The sequence below is a fragment of the Vibrio glycogenivorans genome (genome assembly GCF_051660965.1).
GTDB lineage: Bacteria > Pseudomonadota > Gammaproteobacteria > Enterobacterales > Vibrionaceae > Vibrio.
Genome location: NZ_JBPVIS010000012.1, coordinates 120,691 through 141,977, shown reverse-complemented (window position 1 = coordinate 141,977; position 21,287 = coordinate 120,691). Strand labels below are relative to the sequence as shown.

14 protein-coding genes are annotated in these 21,287 nt (G+C 48.7%); 11 read left to right on the top strand and 3 right to left on the bottom strand.

What is annotated here, in order from left to right; all coding sequences use genetic code 11:
* Positions 1–18 precede the first annotated feature (18 nt).
* The 5 genes from ACSTTG_RS19835 (at position 19) to ACSTTG_RS19815 (ending at position 7,830) form a co-directional block, all read left to right on the top strand.
* The gene (locus ACSTTG_RS19835; RefSeq protein ID WP_438475949.1) at positions 19–1,392 is read left to right on the top strand and encodes a TolC family protein; all 1,374 of its coding nucleotides are present in this window, start codon (positions 19–21) and stop codon (positions 1,390–1,392) included.
* A 46-nt stretch (positions 1,393–1,438) separates the two neighbouring features.
* On the top strand, positions 1,439–2,644 hold the full coding sequence (locus tag ACSTTG_RS19830) for an efflux RND transporter periplasmic adaptor subunit (protein WP_438475983.1): 1,206 nt from the start codon (positions 1,439–1,441) through the stop codon (positions 2,642–2,644).
* A gap of 1 nt (position 2,645) precedes the next feature.
* A complete protein-coding gene (locus ACSTTG_RS19825; protein WP_438475948.1) occupies positions 2,646–5,801 on the top strand; it encodes an efflux RND transporter permease subunit in 3,156 nt (1,051 codons plus the stop codon).
* A gap of 68 nt (positions 5,802–5,869) precedes the next feature.
* Complete coding sequence (locus tag ACSTTG_RS19820; protein WP_438475946.1) at positions 5,870–6,556, top strand: response regulator transcription factor; 687 nt, start codon at positions 5,870–5,872, stop codon at positions 6,554–6,556.
* Complete coding sequence (locus ACSTTG_RS19815) at positions 6,553–7,830, top strand: sensor histidine kinase (protein ID WP_438475945.1); 1,278 nt, start codon at positions 6,553–6,555, stop codon at positions 7,828–7,830. Before ACSTTG_RS19820 ends, ACSTTG_RS19815 begins: the two co-directional genes overlap by 4 nt.
* Positions 7,831–7,913: 83 nt before the next feature.
* Here the strand turns inward: ACSTTG_RS19815 and ACSTTG_RS19810 are convergent, their stop codons facing one another.
* Complete coding sequence (locus ACSTTG_RS19810) at positions 7,914–9,518, bottom strand: BCCT family transporter (protein ID WP_438475981.1); 1,605 nt, start codon at positions 9,516–9,518, stop codon at positions 7,914–7,916.
* A 454-nt stretch (positions 9,519–9,972) separates the two neighbouring features.
* Here ACSTTG_RS19810 and ACSTTG_RS19805 point away from each other — a divergent pair, with 454 nt between their 5' ends.
* On the top strand, positions 9,973–10,686 hold the full coding sequence (locus ACSTTG_RS19805) for a carbonic anhydrase (RefSeq protein ID WP_438475944.1): 714 nt from the start codon (positions 9,973–9,975) through the stop codon (positions 10,684–10,686).
* A gap of 58 nt (positions 10,687–10,744) precedes the next feature.
* On the opposite strand, the gene ACSTTG_RS19800 is transcribed toward ACSTTG_RS19805, so the two are convergent.
* Both ACSTTG_RS19800 and ACSTTG_RS19795 read right to left on the bottom strand, forming a co-directional pair.
* Positions 10,745–12,484, bottom strand: a complete 1,740-nt coding sequence (locus ACSTTG_RS19800; RefSeq protein ID WP_438475943.1) for a right-handed parallel beta-helix repeat-containing protein — start codon at positions 12,482–12,484, stop codon at positions 10,745–10,747.
* Between the two features lie 368 nt (positions 12,485–12,852).
* Positions 12,853–14,289 carry a sulfatase family protein gene (locus ACSTTG_RS19795; protein ID WP_438475942.1) on the bottom strand — a complete coding sequence of 479 codons (1,437 nt, stop codon included), beginning with the start codon at positions 14,287–14,289 and terminating at the stop codon, positions 12,853–12,855.
* 213 nt (positions 14,290–14,502) lie between these two features.
* Between ACSTTG_RS19795 and ACSTTG_RS19790 the strand changes: the two genes are divergently transcribed.
* From ACSTTG_RS19790 to ACSTTG_RS19770, 5 genes are all read left to right on the top strand, one after another.
* Positions 14,503–15,669, top strand: coding sequence for an ROK family transcriptional regulator (locus tag ACSTTG_RS19790; RefSeq protein WP_438475940.1), 1,167 nt, complete (start codon positions 14,503–14,505; stop codon positions 15,667–15,669).
* 100 nt (positions 15,670–15,769) lie between these two features.
* A complete protein-coding gene (locus ACSTTG_RS19785) occupies positions 15,770–16,483 on the top strand; it encodes an NAD-dependent deacylase (RefSeq protein ID WP_438475939.1) in 714 nt (237 codons plus the stop codon).
* Positions 16,484–17,274: 791 nt separating this feature from the next.
* A complete protein-coding gene (locus ACSTTG_RS19780) occupies positions 17,275–17,493 on the top strand; it encodes a hypothetical protein (protein ID WP_438475938.1) in 219 nt (72 codons plus the stop codon).
* Between the two features lie 674 nt (positions 17,494–18,167).
* A complete protein-coding gene (locus tag ACSTTG_RS19775; RefSeq protein ID WP_438475937.1) occupies positions 18,168–20,543 on the top strand; it encodes an alkaline phosphatase D family protein in 2,376 nt (791 codons plus the stop codon).
* Between the two features lie 331 nt (positions 20,544–20,874).
* On the top strand, positions 20,875–21,285 hold the full coding sequence (locus ACSTTG_RS19770; RefSeq protein ID WP_438475936.1) for a DUF350 domain-containing protein: 411 nt from the start codon (positions 20,875–20,877) through the stop codon (positions 21,283–21,285).
* Positions 21,286–21,287 lie beyond the last annotated feature (2 nt).

The following is a 21,287-nucleotide window of genomic DNA, read 5'->3' as shown; positions in this document are numbered from 1 at the left end:
TAGTGGGAGAGAGCACCAATGACGTTTCGATATTCAGTGATTGCTTTGATGATGAGTGGCCTTTTGGGGTGTGCATCAACAGGGGAGAGCGATTTCGCAGCCCAAGCAAACACGAGCCAAACCAACTCGATAGAGCAACTAGTCGAGCAGTACCAGCAAGCTGGCGCAGAGCGCTTAGGCTCGACGCCAAATCAACTTACTGATCTGATAGACATCCCAGAGCTTTCACAGTATCTAGCGTCCGCGTTTGAGCACAGTCCGAGCTTACAGCAGAGTCTTGTCGCGCTCAAAATCGCGTATGCCCAACAAGGGATCAGTAGCGCAGATCAACTACCCAACATTAATGCAGGCTTCACCGGTCAGTACGCTGAAGACTCGAGTGACAATTACACCGCCGATGTCACCGTCAGCTGGGAGCTTGATTTGTGGCAGCGTTTGGCTGATAGCAGCGCCGCAGCAGAGAAAGACGTGGCAGCGACGTCTATGAGCCTGCAAAGTGCCAGTGATTTGCTGGCTGCTAATATGATGCGCGGCTGGTTAGAGATCAGCGTAAATCAACAGCTGTTAGAGATTGAGCAGCGCCGACAAGCGATCTTAGAGAATAACCAAACACTGGTGCTTGAGCGTTATCAAGTGGGTTTGGGTACGCTGGAAGAGCTGGATAATGCCAAAACCAATACCGCATCCAGCCGTGCGACGCTTGCTCAGTACCAAGAAAACCTTGCTCAAAGCCAGCGCGCGTTAGTGCTCTTGACCGGCGAGTGGCGTGCCGATTGGGCTGAAATCTCAACCTCTGAGCATTTTCCTGAGGTGCTTAACCCGCTCGATTCAATGTCACTGCAAGATCTCTCGGGGCGGCCGGACTTGCGCCAAGCCTTTTATCGCATTGAGGCGGAGAGCCTAAGAACTGAGGCGGCCTATAAAGCCATGCTGCCGTCTTTTAGCCTCTCGGCCAGCTTGCAAGATATGGCGCAAACGCCAAGTGAGGCGCTGTTTACCAATCCGCTTTGGAGCGCGCTTGGGTCGGTGTCCGCGCCTTTGTTTCAAGGCGGCAAGCTTAAAGCCAGTGCAGAGATCGCTGAGCTAACCGCTGAGCAAAGCTATTGGGCCTACCAAGAAACCCTGTTAAACGCAGTCAACGAGGTCGAAGATGCAATTGGCCTTGAGAGCGCATTGGCCAGTCAGCAGGCGCACCTTATTGATGCACTGAGTAGCGCGAAGCGCAGCAGTGTTAGCTATGAAGAGAAATATCGCCAAGGGCTGGTGGACATCTTCGATTTGCTTACCGTTCAGCAGCAGCAATACGACGTTGAGGCGCAACTGGCGAGTACCACATACCAACGACTGTTAAACCGAATTGATTTAGGCCTGGCGTTAGGTCTAGGAATCTAACGTTGATAAGAAAACGCTGATAGGAATGAGTGACATGAAATCATCAATCAAAAAAAATGCCATCACCTTTGCGATCACGCTCGCGGCGGCAGGCTCTATTTTCGCGGTGGCTGGATACAACTCACAGCAGATTGCCGATGCCCAAAAAGCGCCAATGGCAAGACAGGGCGCTGGTGGACAACCGAGCTTGATCCAAGTTGAGGTGCAGCCAACGCAAAGTGCGACTTATCGCGCTCAAGTCGTGGGTTTTGGTGAAACGCGCCCGCGTTTTGAGCTGGCTTACACCAGTGAGGTGAGTGGGCGAGTTGAGTGGCTCGCCGAGACGTTTGAAGCGGGCAAAACAGTTAAGCAGGGTGAGCTACTCGCCAAGTTAGATGCAACGACCTATGAACAGGCCCTAGCCTCAGCACAATACGAACTGGCGATGGCAAAGCAAGAGCTACTGGAAGAGCAGCGCCAGGGGGAGCAGGCACGCTCGGAGTGGCAACGTTCGGGCCTGAATGGTGAGCCAAGCTCACCTTTGGTCCTGCGTGAGCCTCAACTGGCAAGTGCAAAAGCCAAGCTGGAGAACGCGCAAAAAGCGCTGCAAAAAGCGCAAAACGACCTAGATAAAACCCAGATTCATGCGCCATTTGATGGTGTGGTGGTGAGTCGTGATGTCCAGCCAGGCAGTTATCTTAATGCAGGCTCGAGTGTGGCGATGCTCTATAGTATCGACCGAGTTGAGATTGAGATTCCGCTCTCGGATGCGCAGTGGGCAAACCTACCCGCGCAACCTGTAGAGCAGTGGACTGCGCTGCTTACCGATAGCAGCGGCAATTATGAGTGGCAGGCACAGATTGAACATAGCTTTCAGTATGTTGCGCAAGATACGCGTCAGCGCTCGATTGTATTAGTGGTCGATAAGCCACTTGAGCAGGTGCAGCCTCTCTTCCCGGGTACGTTTATTGAGGCGAGGATCGAGGGCGCCGAGGTGCAGGGCTTGTGGCAGTTACCTGCATCAGCACTATCGCAACAAGGCGAGGTGTGGACTGTCGATGAGCAGGGTGTGCTGGCAAAAAGCGCAGCGAATGCCGTGTTCGAGCGCCAAGAGTCTATCTATATTGAACCAACACAGGCATCGGGTAGTGCTCAGGTGGTCAAACGTCCCCTCAGCAGCTTTAAACCGGGGATGAGAGTGACACCAGTTATGTCTGATGATTTATCTACTGTCGCAGTGAATCAGGCCAAGACAGCAGCAGGAGAGGGTTAATATGCATAAGCAAGATAACAGCTACAAGTCGGGCATTATTGCTTGGTTTGCGCAAAACTCCGTGGCGGCAAACTTGCTGATGATTGGGGTTATATTGGTCGGTCTATTCTCGATTAATGATCTGCGCAAAGAGGCGTTTCCAAGCCTCGAGCCTGATGTAGTAACGGTGTCGGTTTCCTACGATAGCGGCGATCCGATTCAAGCTGAAGAAGGCTTGGCGATAAAAATCGAGGAAGCGCTAGAAACCGTTGCTGGTATTAAACATATCACCTCGACCTCAGACTCGACGGGGAGCAGGGTATCGATTGAGAAAGAGACCAGCTACGATCTTGATGTGCTGCTTGATGATGTCAAAACCAAGGTGGATGCGATCAATAACTGGCCAGCAGATGCCGACAACCCAGTGATTGATAAAGCACGCATGCAAAACCACGCGCTATGGATCCAGCTGTATGGTGATAGCGACCGCGGAACTTTGCAGGCGCTTGCCGAAGAGTTGAAGTCTGATCTGCTCAGTCAAAGCGCGATTCGCGACTTAGAAATCAAGGCCAAGGTTGACCCGATGATCTCGGTTGAGGTTAACGAGGCGATGCTGCAAGCCTATGGGCTGACGTTAAGCGATGTGTCACAGGCCATCAATGCGGAATCGTCAACCAGCATTGGCACCAGTTTGCGCAATGGAGAAAAGAGCGTGCGCTTGAAGGTCTCTGAGCAGGCCTATGAGGTTGAAGATTTTAAAACCATTCCTGTAATGACCACAGCCAATGGCAGCCAAATCACCTTAGGCGATGTGGCGATGGTCAGTGATGGCTTTGAAGAGGACAGCTTAAGCCTTTCGCGCTATAACCAGCAGAACGCTGTCGGTATCCAGATTGTGATGGATGAGTACAGTGATGTGGTGGCGATTGTTGAGCAAGCCGAGCAGGTGGTTGAGAATTGGAAAATGAGCTCAGCGCTGCCTGATGATGTCGAGATTGACAGTTGGTATGACCAAAGCACGCTGATCAAAGAGCGCCTCTCTCTGCTGGCAAAAAATGCTCTTTCGGGTATCGCCTTGGTGTTTATCGTACTGGCGTTGTTTCTTAATATCCGAGTCGCGTTTTGGGTTGCGGCCAGTCTGCCGTTTGTGTTTTGTGGTACGCTGTACTTTATGACTGACTCATTTATGGGCTTAACCATCAATGAGATGACCACCTTTGGCTTTATTATGGCGCTTGGGATCGTGGTTGATGATGCCGTGGTAGTGGGAGAGAGTATCTATACCACCCGCCGCGAGCAGGGTGACTCGCTTAAGAGCACGATTGTCGGCACGCATAAGGTGGCAGCGCCGACTATCTTTGGCGTATTGACCACAGTGGTGGCGTTTGTCTCAATTGCCATGGTCGACGGTAAGATGGGGCAGATTTATGCTCAGTTTGCTTCTGTGGTGGCGATCTGTCTGCTGCTCTCGCTGGTGGAGTCAAAATTGATCCTGCCTGCGCACCTCGCGCATGTGAACACCCAACCCAGTGGAAAAAAGGGCCTGTGGGCACGCATCCAGCACGGGGCAGACAGTGGACTTGAATGGTTTAATCATCGTGTCTACAAGCGAGTGATTAAGCAGGCGTTAAACTTCCGTTATGCGGTGGTTTTAGGCTTTGTCGCGCTGTTTATTTTGGTGGTCGGTATGCCCATGACTGGCGCGGTGCGTGTGGGCTTTTTCCCTGAGATTGCCGGGGATACCGTCACGGCGGATATTCGTATGTATAACGATGCGAGCTTTGGTCAAACTCAAACTAATCTACTGGTGCTCGAACAAAATGCACTGGAGGTTGATAAAGCGTTGCGCGCCGAGTTTGGTGGTGATGAGTCGGCAATCAGCAGCTTGCAGGTGATCGCCAGTGAGGATAAGTCCGGCTCGGTGACTGTCGAGCTCGATAGCGAATCCACTTACAGCTCGAATGATTTTGCCGCTCAATGGCTGGCGATGTCGGGACAGATGGAGGGGACGAAAAAGATCAAAGTGCTGTCGATGAAAGAGATGGTCGATGCGTTTAAAGCTGAGCTTAAATCTAACGATGAAGCGATGCTGACTGAGGCGGCGAACAAACTCAAGGCAGAGCTGCAAATGATTGCGGGTGTCAGTGGTATCGATGATAACCTCGATCTGGGTGAGCCGCAGTATCGTTTTGAACTCACCGATCAAGGCAGAGCCTTAGGTATGGACACGAGTTCACTGGCGCAACAGGTGCTGCAGTCGTTTGGCGGTGATATTGTCCAGCGCTTTCAGCGTGGTAAAGACGAGGTGAAAGTACGGGTGCGTTACCCACAAGAGGCGCGTCAAACTCTCGCGGATATCAAGGCCTCAAGCGTGCGCACAGCGGATGGTACTGTGCTGCCATTGACCAGTGTGGCGAACGTGTATTCGGACTATCAGCCCTCGGAGATCACACGAATTGATAGCCAGCGTGCGGTGTACATTACCGCCTCAGTTGATCAGAGCACGATTGCCTCGAATGAGCTGGTTGCAAGCTTGCAAAACAGCATCGTTAAGCGGCTGAATACGGACTATCCGATGGTTAAGATTGATTTTGCAGGGGAAGCGGAGCAGCAGAGAGAGTCGACAGATTCAATGCAGTCGACATTTGTCATGGCTCTTATCGCTATCTTTGCACTGTTGGCTATTCCACTGAAGTCATATGTTCAGCCATTGATCATTATGGTTGCGATCCCATTTGGTATTGTCGGCGCGATCCTTGGCCACTGGCTTAATGATTTAACCCTGAGTATTCTCTCGCTCAATGGCATCCTGGCGCTGAGCGGTGTGGTAGTCAATGATAGCTTGCTGTTGGTGTCGCGCTTTAATCAGTTGGTTAAAGATAAGTCACTGTCGGTGAAAGACGCCATTAGCCAAGCCTGTACTGGGCGACTGCGTGCGGTGCTACTGACCTCGATCACTACGTTTGCCGGTCTGTCGCCGCTGCTTGGTGAGACCTCAATGCAGGCTCAGTTCCTGATCCCCGCCGCGGCGGCACTGGGTTATGGGATCTTGTTTGCCACGGTAATCACCTTGGTGCTAACGCCATCATTGCTGATGATCCAAAATGACATCAAGGTGCTGATAAGTCGTGTAAAGGCGCGTTTATTCGGCCAAAACTCTCAACCTGTCGTTGCGTGATATACACTGACTAAGCCCTGCACGAGCTTTGCAGGGCTGACAGTGACCTTAAATCTGGGAATAGGACAATGGCAGAGCACTTACAATTGCTGCTGGTAGAGGATGATCTCGACCTTGCCACCGCGATCATTGATTACCTTGAGCTAGAGGGTATCGAATGTGACCACGCCGCTAATGGTGTGGCGGGTTATCATTTAATCGAGTCCAATCGCTACGACGTGGTGGTGCTGGATCTCAATCTGCCCAAAATGAGCGGTTTAGATGTGTGTGCGAAGCTTCGCGCTCAGGGGATGGATGTGCCGGTGCTGATGCTCACGGCGCGCGATACCTTAGATGATAAGCTCACCGGCTTTGCCCAAGGTGCGGATGACTATTTGGTCAAGCCTTTCGCGATGGAAGAGCTGATCGTCCGCGCACAGGTGCTCTCGCGCCGTCGCAGCGGTGAGGTAACCAAACTCACCGTTGCTGACCTTGAGCTGGATTTGAAAGATAAGAGCGTGCGGCGCGCTGGCCATCCAGTTAAGCTATCGCCGATTGGTATCAAGCTGCTTGAGTGCCTGCTGCGTGAAAGCCCCAGCCCTGTCTCGCGTGAGAAGCTGATGCAGGCGGTGTGGGGGGATGAGCAGCCGGACAGTAATAGCCTGAAAGTGCATATGTTTAATCTGCGTAAAGCGATTGATGGTGAGGCACAAGATAAGCTGATTCATACCATTACTGGGCAGGGTTTTGCGCTTAAGCATGAGGCCAATCAATGAAGATCAGACCCAGTATCCGACTGTATTTTTTAGTTGCAATGTTGGTCACGGGGATTGGCATTATCAGCGTGATGACCGTTACTGCGGTGAACTATTTTATCTCTGGGATGGATGTGGCGATGAAGGGTTTTTTTCGTTCCCAGGCCATTGAAGTTTCGCTTGGAGTGAATGAACAAGCAGTCAGTATCGATGATATGACCATTGCTGCCACTTGGCAGGATCTACCTCAAGTGATCCGCGATAGATTTGATAGGCAAAGCTTAACCGCGAATGAGTTGGTCAAGGAGATTGATGGCACCCCAATTCTAAGCCCGCCAGAGTTTGGTTACTTCCTAATGAAAGTCGAGACAGAAAAGGGAGTTCGCTATGTCTCTTTGGTGCTGCATCATGCTGAAGATGATCCTTTTAGCCAGGATGTACCCCCTTTTCTCTATATTATTCTCACCGGAATCGCTGCGATTGTGGTGTTTGCGCTGGCGCTAATGGTGGTGCAGCGGAACATTTCCACGCCAGTCGAGCAATTGAAAGACTGGGCAAAAGGGCTGGATAAAGAGCAGCTAACTCAGCCTATCCCTAACTTTCATTATAGTGAACTCAATACCTTGGCGAGCTTGGTTCAATCAAGCCTGGCCTCAGTGCAGCAGAGCTTGGAGCGCGAGCAGCGCTTTCTCGGTTATGCCAGCCATGAGTTGCGTACCCCGATAGCAGTTACCCGCACCAACTCAGAGTTGCTGCGCAAAATGATCAGCAAACAGATCGCGACTGAAAAGCAATTAGCCGTGTTGGATAGAATTGAGCGCGCAGGCTTTACCATGACGGATCTGACCGAGACCTTGTTGTGGCTGAATCGCCGAGAGGGGAGAATGTTGACGAGTCAGCCGGTTGCAATCGGCGGTTTGATCGAGCAGATTGAGTCAGAGCTTCACTACCTTCTGGAGGGCAAGTCAGTCACGGTGACGACGAGAGTCGACGAGGATGTTATTGAACTGCCACAAGGGCTATGTCGCATCGTGATCACCAACTTGATCCGTAATGCCTTTCAACACACCCAAAGCGGGCAGGTTGAGATCACGCAGCAAGGCAGCCATCTGGTGATTGCCAATCATAATGATGGGCTTGGTCACGAGCGCGACGATCTTGGTTTTGGTCTTGGGTTAGAGCTTACGCAACGACTGATTGCCCAGTATGGTTGGGGGTATCAGGTTGCTGAAAGTGAGCAAGGTTGGCGGGTAGATGTAGAGTTTAGCGCTGAAAAGCCGCTAAAGTCAGGATAGAGGGGCACATGCATGCCCCAAAATGACCTAAAACAAAAGGCTTATCTGGATAACCTCCTGATAAGCCTTAAATAGATCAACGCTTAAGCGGTTTGTCGCGGAGCTTGTTTGTTCGGGTTAACCTCAGTCAACAAACCACGCAGTAGGCTAAAGCAGCCCAGTACCAGAATAAGAGTAAATGGCAGTGCCGCGATAATCGTGATCGATTGCAGTGCTTGAATCGAATCCGTGCCACCAATCCACAGCATAACAATCGCGATAAGCGCTGAGATCACCGCCCACACGACTTTCTGCTTGATAGGCAGCTCAAGTTTACCGCCAGCGGTCATGCTGTCGACAACGATTGAACCCGAATCTAGCGTGGTAACAAAGAACACGATGATCAAGGCAACCGCGATAACCGACAGGATGTTGCCAATTGCGTAGGCATCCAGCATGTAGAACAGGCTGAGTGAGACGTCAGTGATCCCTTGTTCAATACCGAGCAGGCCGACATTATTCATGATCTGGTCGATAGCGATACCGCCAAAGAAGGTCATCCACATCGTGGTCACGATGGTAGGTATAACCAGCACGCAGATCAAAAATTCACGAATGGTACGGCCTTTCGAGATACGTGCAACAAAGATACCGAAGAATGGCGCATAAGCGACCCACCATGCCCAGTAGAACACGGTCCAGCCATGCAGCCAGGTTGTGTCTTCACGGCCGGCGCTTTGGCTCAGTGGGATGATGTTTTTCACGTATCCAGTGACACCGGTAAAGAACGAGTCAAGCGTGGTGGTGAAGTTAAGGATCGTCAGAAAACCAAGGAACAAGAAGGCAATCACCATGTTAAGGTTGCTGAGCACCTTAACGCCGCTGTCCATACCCCGGATCACAGAGATAATCGCCAGCGCCATAATGGTTAGGATAATCGCCAGCTGTAGGAACAGGCTGTTCTCAAGGCCAAATACGTGGCTAATACCACTTGCCGCCTGAGTGCCACCAAGACCCAGTGACGTCGCTAGACCGAATAGGATAACCAGGACTGCCATCACGTCGATGACATCGCCAATCTTGCCCCATACACGGTCGCCCAACAGTGGGTAGAAAACCGAGCGAATTGCTAGCGGTAGGCCCTTGTTGTAAACGAAGTAGGCAAGTGAGAGTGCGGTCATGCCGTAGATTGCCCAGGCGTGGAAGCCCCAGTGGAACACGGCACTGCCAAGCGCAAGTTCACGACCTTCAGCAGTGAACGGCTCAACATCAAGCGGAGTGCCAAACCAGTTGGTGAAAAACGCAGTCGGCTCTGCAACGCCCCAGAAGATAAGACCGATACCCATGCCAGCGGCAAACAGCATCGAAATCCAAGACAGGGTTGAGTAGTCGGTGGTAGCTTTGTCGCCCCCTAGGCGGATTTTGCCCAGTGGAGAGAAGGCAATGCCGATAGCGAATAGAAGCAGTATGTTGGCTCCCCACATGAAGACGAAGTCAAATTTGGACAGCGCAGCGCCCTTGACGGCGTCGATGGCGGCTTTGGCGTCTGCAGGTGAGAGCACTAAAAGGGTGATAATGAAAAGAAGAGATAAACCGGCAGAAGCGGTGAAAACGGTGTTGTGGACATCCATGCCCCACTTAGTAACGTTATCTTGACCAACTTGGTAGTCTGTAGAATCTATACTGTATTTGTTTGATTTATAACTCATGTTATGAGGTTTGTGCATGCTCGATTCAACGAACGCTGCGAACAACTCCTTGTTTAGGAAATTTACGATTAGCGTGTCGATATCCGACAGTGAGAAATAGAACCTCAGCCCTTGTCAAGCCAGCATTGAAGTACCAACAACTAATCCCAAGTCACGTAATTTAACACAAAATGCACCAAATTAGGGATTTTTGCCGAATATTTTACAAAATTCAGTTGTGCTGGTGGTTTTTTTTCATGGTTTTGTTGCCATATTTTTCGTCCAAAACTGATTGATAATTGAGCGGTGTGCGTGTGCTGTTTATGATGTTTTTACCTTGTTGTTTATACCAATTAATATTGAGTAAATAGTGATTAAATCTCTAATTTCATTGCATATTTGAAATGTTAGTTAACCTTGCCTTGGATATAACGATTGAATAATTTGTCTAGAGGTTTTTGGCTAGGACAATAAGATGAAAAATATCAGTATATTGACGTTATTATTTGTATCAGGGGTCGTCTCTGCCTCTGGGTGGGGATACGGCGAGGATAATGGACCGGACAAGTGGGGCAAAGTCTCTAAGCTGTGTATGGACGGGAAAAACCAAAGCCCGATAAATCTTGGTGATACTGTTAGCGCCTCGCACCAAGAGTTAGACCTTGATTACTCCGGCGAGGTGACGCAGCTTTACAATAATGGACATACCCTTCAAGCGGCGATTGAGGGAGATAATACCTTATTGGTGGATGGTATGCAGTTTGACCTCAAGCAGTTTCATTTCCATACTCCATCGGAAAACCTGATCAGAGATCGCTCATACCCGCTTGAGGCACACTTTGTTCATGCCGACAGTGAGGGGAACTTGGCGGTTGTATCGGTGATGTATGAAATTGACACAGAAAACAGTGAAATTGGCAAATTGAGCAAGACGCTACCAAGTGAGGGTACGCGCTATTCGCTACAAAATACGTTTGCGGTGGCGGACATGCTGCCAGACTATCACTCGTTTTACCGTTATAATGGCTCACTGACGACCCCGCCTTGCTCTGAGGGTGTGCGCTGGTTTGTATTAACCAATACTCAATCCCTGTCTCAAGCACAAGCGAAGAAGCTTAACGATATAATGGGAGATAATAACCGACCAGTTCAAAGCCTTTGGGCTAGGCAGGTGATGTTTACTCAATAAAATAATCGCTGAAAGTTGGTGACATTGGTTCAAATAATGCCACCAATTGCCAAGGTCATTATTTAACTGGCACTAAACGCCATTTATGGCTTTGATGACCAAACATCCAGTCCATATATTTTAACTTATTCTCATCATCATATTGCATCGCCGGTTTTAAGGTGAGGTCATTACCTGTATAGCCAATGCGAGCCCGTCGTTCATTACCGCCGGGATGGAAATAGTAGGCGTTGCTTTCGGTTTCGTGCTGCGCCTGACGGATCACCCAAGACGGGGCGTTGATATGACCGCTGTAGATCTCGCCATCGGCGTAGGTATAGTTTTTCACCTCAAGGACTGGGAAGGTGTCACTCTGGAAGTGAGCGGCGGTAAAGCCTTGGTCCACCTCCCAAAACACATCCGGCATGCCAACACTGTTAACGGTAAAGTTAAAGAAGCGATGTGGGCTGTGGACCTTGGTCAGCTTCCACTGGTAGTTAGCCGATGTTGCGCTGCTTGAGCCAAGCTTTAGTTCTTTTGATTGCCAGTCGGCATAGATACGCTGTCCAGTTTGGATATTTTCAATGTAGTAGTCACCGGCCTCGGGCAAAAAGTCTGGGTCGAGAAGTTTGTCCTCACTGAATCCTTCGGTGATTTTGCCGTGTGTTGCAGCGTTATAGTTATATGGAATATCTAGGTCAATATCGCCTCTGACTTGGATCTTCCACTCCAGGTTTTCGCCGCGATGGTGGAACGATGACTGGTTGTTGACGAAGTGGGTGCCTTTCGCCGTTGGACCCAATACGGTGTCACGAATCGTGACGTTTTGCGCACTCTCGGCCATAAAGAAGCTACCGTATTCACCATGGACTTTTGAGCCAGTGATAGTAACGTCATGCGCTGTTTGCAGTTCAAGGTCTAGGTAAATGCCACGGCCTTTAGAGCTGTTGAATTCAAATTTGTTATTGTGGATCTCGAAGTCGGATGAAAACTCCTCAAGGTGGATCGCCTCCATCGATTGGATACCTGCCACACCGTTGCTATAAGTAAAGGTGTTGTCGCTAATCGTCATGTTTTTACAGCGCGAGCAGGCAAAGCCTGAATTGACAAAGTGTGAGCCAATAATTTTTGAGCCTTGGAAGTCCCACACATAAGGGAACTCTGAGTTACCCGCGTCAAAGGAAACGGAACGGTTTTCCCATGACAGGCTACCGCTGCGCGTATCTGGGGCGAACTTGGAGCGATCAATCACAATATACTCGCCGGTGCGCTCTTGTGAATGGCGGTCAAATAGGATGCCGATAAACGCAAAGTTGTTCATGGTGGTGTGCTTGATCAAGCCACCAAAGCCCGCGCGTCCCATGATGCTGTACAAGCCACCTTCGATATGGACGTTGATAATGTCGACCTTACCCTCACGGCCGAGTTCAGCATCATCGTAGATTAGAACGCTGCCCGCAGTATCTGCGGTGATCTTGAGGTTTTGAAAGGTTAGGTGACTGGCACGGTTATCAAAGCGAAAACGCGTATTGCTCAGTGTTGTCTCAATCGATTGCGTACCTGGTGTGTTGCTGGCGCCGTTGTAGCCCCAGGTGGTACCGCGAATGCGTAGGTTATTGTTACGGTTGACCGCCAGAGTGCCTTGCAAGTTATAGGTGCCGGGCTTAATCAGGATATCACTGACGGATTCGTCATTGATCCAATCGATAAGCGTCGCTCTTGGGTTAGGGTTATTGGCATAGAGTGTTTTGGTTTGGGCAAACACCGACTGGCACAGCAGGCTTGCTGCAATGGCCAGGATGTAGATCCTCTTCTTCATGTTTCAACCTTAAGTTATTGTGTAATTGTTAGTTAAGTTATTGGTGTTCAGAGTAATTCTCTGTCTATCACATGTTCACCAAGACAATGTTGTGACGCATGGAGAACTTAGACTAATAACTCTAGTTAGTCGACTGTATTGTCTACTAATTTGTAAGAAAGGTTGAACAATGGGCAGTTAATCAAAGTAACTGGTATTTACTTTGATCTTTATTGGTATGTTTACTAACCCTTTGTCGTGTCTGTTGATTCAATTATTAAAGCCATTCATCGCGTCGACGATGGCTAGTTAAGGGCGGGGTAGGGGGCCGGTTGTGTTGGCAATAAAAACGAGCCGAGCGATCTCGGCTCTATAGGATAGGCTTTGGTTTAATAGGCGTTAGGGTAGCGTCGCTGCCAGTCACGCTTGTGAAATTGTGTGGTCACTATTGGCTCACTTTCTGGCACGCGCTTGTCGTGATTTGACGCTCTTAATCCATTGATTAGCCCAGTCACCAGCGCCAATTCGAGTTGTGACTGTATGGGTTTGTGCTCGCTGATGTCAATAAGGTTATGGCGCTCTTCTGGGTCGCAAGCAATATTAAACAAGGACTTCGCTCCATTGAGGTAATGACTGAGTTTGTAAGTGCTGGTCATTGCCATTGCGCCATAGACGGTCACACCGAGAATGACACGCTCGTCTGAGTCAACAGTGAGAGACTGACCATTCAAAGGCTGGTTGGGGTGAGCAACGCCAGCGTAGTCGAGGATGGTTGGGAATAAATCGGCAATCGACTTTAGACTGTGGTTCAGTTCGGATTTGGCTTGAGGCTGACGAAAGTCCCTAACAATCATCGGGATCTTGATGCTCGATTGATGGAACGGAGCCTTACCGAGTAGGCCATAATCACCCAAGTAATCACCGTGATCAGAGCAGAAGATCACCACGGTATTCTCCAGCTTACCCTTGGACTCGAGTGTCTCGAGGATCGCTTTAATGTCTTCATCTATTCGCTCAACTAACACTGCGTAGTGATGGCGAATGGTGCGAATCTCATCGTCATTGAGGTTGCTAATATCAGTGTTGGCCCAAGGCAGTTCGTAGGCATCCATGATTTGTTGATAGTGACACAGGCTCTCATCAGTGGGTTTGATTGCCGCAGGCACCTGGTCGGGGTTAATTCGCTGCAACTCTGATAGCGGCGGATCATAAGGACAGTGTGGCCCAGGGAAGCCAACCATCATCGCAAACGGAGCATCCTCTTCGAGGGATTGAATGTAGTTGCAAGCCTGTTTGGCCACCCAACGGTCGACGTGATGTTGCTCATCAAGTGGATTGATGGCAGCCCCTTTGGTCTCATCATAACCGGGGAGATCATTGCCATGGCGTTTTCTCTCACCAAGGTTAGCTAAGAAATCGTGATAATCATCTTGAACCGAGATGTGACGCTTGTCCTCAGCAATCACCCTAGTCTCAAACCCCTCGTTGATATCCCATGGGTAGAAGTGCATTTTACCAATCCCGACGGTTTTATAACCCACATCGGTGAGAAGTTTGGGCCAGGTGGTGATATTCATCTGTTCGTGATCGGGGCGAATCCAAGACTGGTTCTCTAAAATCCCGTTCGCCTCGGCACTCATCCCTGTCATCAATGATGAGCGCGCAGGTACGCACATTGGGGAGGGAGAGATGGCGTTGGTGTAGGTGGTGCCTTTTTTTGCCAGTTGATCTATGGTCGGTGTGCGCAAAAATTTGGCACCGTAGGCTCCCAAGAAATCGAGTCGTAATTGGTCTGGCATAATGAGTAAGATATTGGGCTGTGACATCATTTTTCCTCTGGGAAGTGGCTAGGTTTATTGCTGATTGGAAAGGGGATTTTTAAACCACGATGTTTGCTCTTTGGCGTGATATGTGACTTATCCCTTATATGCAGTAACACTTGTCAACCAATTGTGTGGTTGTCGAGTGTCGCATGGTATGATTTTGCACAGGTTAATGTTTATGAAAGAGTCACAGAGTTAACTAAGGAGACATTAGTTGTGCGGCTGCTCGGTAATAATATCCAAACGGTACGTCAGCATAATCTGCGGATGGTATTAGAGAATATCGCGCTCAACAGAGGCATATCCAGGTCTTCCCTTGCTCAGGCGTTAAATATTTCCATTCCAACCATATCCAGCTTGGTCGACGAGCTTATTGAACGGGGGTTGGTATCGTTTGTCAGTGATCCTCAAGCCCAAACGGGTAAGAGAAACAAAGCCCACCTTGAGTTAGTCCGACACGATTACGTCATCCTCTGTATTCATGTGCTGCCAAACTGTATCACGACCTTGTTGGCCAACAGCTGTTATCAGATTGATTCCAGTCTTAAACGCACCTCGGTTAACTTTCAAAGCCCGAGCGATATTGTCGAGGCCATATCAGGTGTCTATATGGGTACCAAGCGAGAGCTACCCGACACCGAGGTGAAGATAGCGCTGGCTTTCTCTGGTGAAGTGGACAGCAAGAGTGGTACCTCAGTATCAATGGGGAGCATGGGGTTCACAGAGCCTGTGGAGATAAGTTACCTACTAAAAACGCGCTTTGATGTTCAAGTCGAGGTGGAGAATGATTGTGTGTGTATGGCGCTGGCGGAGAAATGGCTTGGGCAAACCCATAATCCTGATCATTCCATCGTGCTGCTTGACCATGGTGTGGGGGCGGTGACGCTTAAGGCGAGTCCAACACAGGGAAAAATGATCATTGCTTCCAATATCGGCCATACCACTGCAGCGATGGAGGGCCGGCCTTGCCAGTGTGGCTCTGTCGATTGCCTTGAGCTGTATGGTTCACTCAAGAGCGTCGAGACAATGGTTGCAGGTGATAGTGCGTTTAGCGATTTAAGCGCTGCGACACAAATTATTCACCGTTTGGCGCAATCACCACAATACTATGAGCACTACTTACACCAGTTGGCGAGGCCGATAGGCTTTTGTCTCGCTCAACACTGCAAACTGTTAGGCAGCTACCATGTCTCTTTATACGGCGAGATTTGCAATCTCGGGGATACTTGGTTGTCTATGGTGAGGTCTGAGACTAGACGTTATCTGCCTAAGGCATACAGCTACTCAGATGAATGTGTGATTGATCATGGTGAGCTTTCTTATCAACAAATCGTCTCTGGCGCGTGTTTTCTGTACTTGGAGAAGTCAATCTCCTCGCTTTAGCAAGACAGAGTGGGGGACATTAGCAACTCAGTTAATCAGCGAATAGTTGAGATAAAAAGTGTGATAAGTTACTCGGGTATCAAAGCACAGGGACTTATCAATGCGAGCAAAAAATATCGTTTTCTTGACCGGAGCTGGGATCTCAGCCAGTAGCCCGGGTATGCAGACCTTTCGTTACAAAGATGGACTGTGGAATGAGCATCCAGTGATGGAAGTGTGCAGTCCTCAGGCGCTCGAGCGCGACCCGCAGCGGGTTTTAGACTTTTACAATACCCTGCGGCGCAAGGTACACAGTATCAAGCCCAACCCAGCCCATGTCGCGCTCACCAAATTACAACAAGACTATCCAGGTCAGGTTTCAATCATCACACAGAATGTCGACCCACTCCATGAGCAAAGTGGCTCTGATGTGTTTCATATGCACGGTGAGCTGTTAAAAGCGTGCTGTCCCATCTCACAAGAGCCTATCGATTGGCAAGGGGATATTCGTTTAGGTGAGGACTTGTGTGATTGCTGCGCTACCCCTCAGCAGCTTCGACCGTGGATCACCTTTTTTGAGGAGATGCCTAAGTTCATGAATCAGATTGAGCAGTTGCTTGCCAACGCCGATCTCTTCGTCGCGATTGGCACCTCGGGTAAAGTATACCCAGCCGCTGGCTTCGTCTATGCCGCCAAATCGTACGGCGCGCATTGTATCGAAGTGAATCTAGAGCCAGGTGATTTGTGTGAGGAATTTCACGAGTCACGCCAAGGAGATGCGACGATACTAGTGCCTGAATTAGTCGAGCAGTTACTTGGCGAAAATGAGGCTTAGCGCTCGCGGACTCGTGATTCACTCAAAGACAAACAATACTTTACGCTAGAGGATGTCAGCATTCACTTGCTCAACATAATGCGCGATAGGAGCTCCGGGGGTGAGCATCGGCGTTGTGACAAGTGAATGCTGCCATTTGTGGTAGGCATGTTGTTTGGCAAACATAATTCTCTGTTAAACCTATTTCTTTGCTAAAAATAGTCACACTGCGAATTGCCAACATGCCACTCTCACCTGGTTCGACTCTCCCACCTTTTAACCTCAACGACGATTTTGAGGTTAGCCTCAGTTCACAGACCTAACTGAAAAACCATAGTCTAGGTAGTTAAATCAATCTTGGGCTCGGCGGCTCGGCCTTAGGCGATCCCGTAATAAAGCAATGGTAAACCAAAGCTGTGACATGAAAATGGGATTTTCCTGCAATTGGTTGATGTATCACGATTGGTAGACGAAGTTTTTATAAAAAATGCGACATGGTTATCAATTAAACTACTGATTAGCGGTGGTTTTGTTAGGTTTTACCAGGATTGCTATTTTTTGCCCATCTAATCGCCAACTCGTTACCAAGATCACGTAAAATTGGTTGGCCAGTTGTTATACTAAGCCCAGTGCATAGAAAAACGTACTGTTCAAAATCGATATGGATAGATCCGATAAGGGGGTTGATTCATTGTTAGGGAGTTGAAGGGTTTTATTAGTTTAGGTCGGTATATATGGTATTCAATGTTGGGAAAAGTAGAAAAGGGATTAATTTCCTGTTCGTACTTAATGTTGTTCTCCTCATTTTACTTATGTCTTTAGTAGGTTGTGAAGAGGACCACAAGGAATTTACTGAGGTCAATAGTGGTATTTACTTGCAACTTGGCCAGGAGTATATAGACAATCAACTCGACTTTGTTGATGCGACCGGCATCAATGATCTTGATTTCGCAGAGCTGCACATCTCGATGGAGATACTGGTAGATAAAACAGGGCTTGATGAGGCTAATCAGATGCTTGGCTCATCATGACTCGCTTTAGTTTAGGCGATGTTAGCGCCTCTATGATGACCTTCTTACCCTCCTTTCTATATCATAATGCATCTGCCTGAAGTGACAAATAATAAGCCTGCTTACATACTCACGCGATCCAACCTGTCAGGATAAGCGATCCTATCGGCTTTTTATCCATCAATTCTTAAGCGCTTAAATAATCTAACGCAATATATCCTTAATATGAGTTAATAAATTTTGACATAAAAAATATACGTAAATATTGCCTAGGTCATAAATCAAATCACGCTAAATTTATATCCCTCCTCCCATAGAACTTAAAATCGACTAAAACCAATCAAAAATGTGACAGGTAAACCAATAATCTCAATTGGTTGTGTACTTGCCTGGTGTGTTTTTTATCATTGAATCGGAGTTAGTTATACCCAAGCAAATCTGGTTGAAACAGTTTATCGAGATCAGTTGGGTATCGAGAGCGTTGAGTTGGTGTTAGTCGAATGCGGATAGACTTGGAACTGATGTGAATCAAATTGACTTAACCTCAGAAATGTTCTGAATCCCCGGTAAGTGCTTGTTCTAGAGAGCAGACTTGCCTATTTGCAATGGGGTATCGGGATATTATAAGTGTCGTTCACTGAGTCTTTGTTATGTGTCAGTGAGCTTAATTATTGAATAGTCAAAGTGGTAGAGTCATGGAACAGAATATTTCTAGGCGTAATATGCTTAAGGCGGTGGGAGGCACCATCGTTGCTGGTGGCGTTGCTCATTATGGTTTATCTAATGCTGTTGCTCAAGCAGAGGCACAAGAGCTTCCAGTGTCAGCTGCGGATTTTTACGATCGTTGGCGCAACACCAATGATCGTATTTGGCTTGGCGGCGAATACTGGGCAAACCCAATGGACGACTGGGTGATCCGTAATGGCGGTGTAGAGACCGTTGTTGAGGGAGGAAACCGCAGCGTCCACTTATTGACCCACCAAATCAACAATCCTCAAGCTGGATTTGAAATGTCGGTTATCGCTCAGCGCACTGAGACCTTGGCACAAGATGGTGGGGCCTGTCTGCGCTTAGGGGCCAGAAGTGAAATCAACGAATATCGCAGTAACTGTTTTGTTGAGAAAGCGTATGATGCTGGATATCGTGGCAATCAACTGATTCTGGGTACTAAAACACTGTCGATGGCGCAGGATATTGGCGAAAGCAAGGTACTTCTTAAGCTGCGTGGAACGGCAGTTGCTGGCGCGATCACTCTTGTACTCGAAGCCTACTCGGTAAGCGGTGGTCAGCTGCTTGGCAAACTGACCAATATTGTATCGAGTGATGAGCTGTTAGGTAATATCGCCGTGGTGAGCAACTTCTTAATTCCATCGACGCGAGCTTACGACTTACCTGCAGAGCTGCGAGGATCTCAATATCGCTTTGAAGACTGGCAGGTGCGAGGGGCAGCTTTTAACGTGATTGAGGCTCAGCGATTTGGGCCTGTTTTATGGTCTATGTATACGGTGAATAAGACGGCAGATGGCCACGATCTCAAGCTCACTGGATTTACGGGTCCCATGGGCTCCCAGGATACACAAGAGCTCGAACTTCACTTAAAGCTCGATGGTAAGTGGGTCAAACACGCTACCGCTAAGCTCGATCCGCTTGCTTGGGTGGCAACGTTTGAGATCAACTCATGGGATGCGACTAAAGAGGTGGAATATAAAGTCGTCTATCAAGAGAAACATAAAGATGGCAGTGTGACAAAAGACGAGTGGCCGGGAATCATTAAGGCAGAGCCAAAAGGGCGTCCGCTGAAGATGGCCGCGTTTACGTGTCAAAATTACTACGCTTACCCCTACGAGCCATTGGTGAAGAATGTGCAGCGCAGTAACCCAGATATTCTGTTCTTTTCGGGTGATCAACTCTATGAAAGCCATGGTGGATTTGGCTTGGTTCGCTCTCCAGAGGACAAGTCTATTCTGTGTTACTTGCGCAAATACTATTTATTCGGTTGGGCGTTCCGCGATGCAATGAGCATTGCACCGACGATCTGTATTCCAGATGATCACGATGTGCTACAGGGTAACTTTTGGGGCGAAGGTGGAGTGCCAATGGAAAACCCAGAGCGCGACCCTGGTGCATCGACCCTGACTGGATTTATTCACACACCAACATTTGTGAACGTGGTGCATAAAACTCACACCTCGCACCACCCAGCACCGTATCAGCAGATGCCGAAAGAAGCCCTTAACGGGATCACCGCGTACTTTGGTGAGCTGGTTTATAGTGACGTTAGTTTTGCTATCTTGTCAGACCGTCAGTTCAAGTCCGGTCCAGATAGAGTCAATGCGTTAGTGGGTAAAACGGGTCAAGATGAAGATCCTTTGTACTTTAATCCCGATCTTGATCGTGATGACCTGCAATTACTTGGTCCAACCCAAGAGGCGTTTTTGATTGAGTGGGGTCAAAACTGGGGTTCGCATAAGCTCAAAGCGGCATTGAGCCAAACTACCTGGGCTAGTTTGTCTACACACAGCGGCGGACCAAACAATTACTTGAAATACGACTTTGATAGTAACGGTTGGCCTCTAAGTGGCAGAAACCGCGCGATTGACGCCATTCGTGATTCGATGGCACTGCACATTTGTGGTGATACGCACTTGGCCTCACTGTCACAGTATGGTGTTAAGAAACAAAGAGACAGTAACTGGGCGTTTGCGGTGCCTGCCATTGCAGCTGGCTGGCAACGATACTGGGTGCCAGATTCAGTCGGGATCAAGCGCGAGAATGTTCCAGCTCATGGACTGCCACACACGGGTGAATCAACCGATGCATTTGGTGGTAAAAACTATGTCTATGCCGTCGCTAACCCTGTCGTCGGCAAGAGTGCTAACCGATATGTGCATGCCAATGAAAAGGGTAGCGGTTTTGGGCTGGTTGAATTTGACACCCAGAACCTGACCTACACTTGCACCGCCTATCGCTTTTTAGCCGATATCAGTGATGGCAGCCTGGATAACATTTACCAAGGTTGGCCTGTGACGATTGAGCAAAAAGAGAATCGCGGGGAAAACATCATTAGCTAAGGTTACTTAGGTATCGCCAATTTCTGGCTTATGGGACTAATCTGTATTGTGCTACAAAGCAATATCAAGTCACATAAGCCAGCCAATCTATCTAATCTACCTTGCTGCTCTGTACCACGTCTTATTACTCTTCAAATCAACAATAAGTAACAAAACTGTGCGCTCACACAGAATCAAAAACCTTTCCTCTGTATAAAAAATAAACATCCTTTTCATAACACTCCAGTCTGTTACAGTAATCACCAAGGCTTTTCATTATGACCACTGGTTGAGTGAAGTTGTATTTGATCACGTGTTTTCTCGGTGGGTAAAAACAGAGGACTCGTTTTACATGGACTACATCGATCTATTCGCTTTGGGTAACTTTGCCGCCTATTTTGCCACTGCGCTGATGACCCTGCTGATTTTTAAGTACACCGTTATCGCCATTACGCCCTATAAAGAGTGGCGCTTGATCAAAGAAGAGAAAAACGTTGCGGCGGCGGTTGCGCTTGGTGGATCTTTGCTGGGCTTTAGTATCGCAATTAATGGTGTGTTGCAAAACGCCGTCAACTATATTGATTTCGCCATCTGGTCGTTAGTTGCACTGTTCGCTCAGGTTATCTCGATCATCATCGTCCGTTTTGTCTTTATGCCCAAGTTCGTTGAAAGAATAGAAAATAACGAGGTTGGCGCCGCAGTGGTGGCTGCAGCGATGTATATTGCCGTTGGATTGCTTAACGCTGGCTCAATGACTTACTAAGA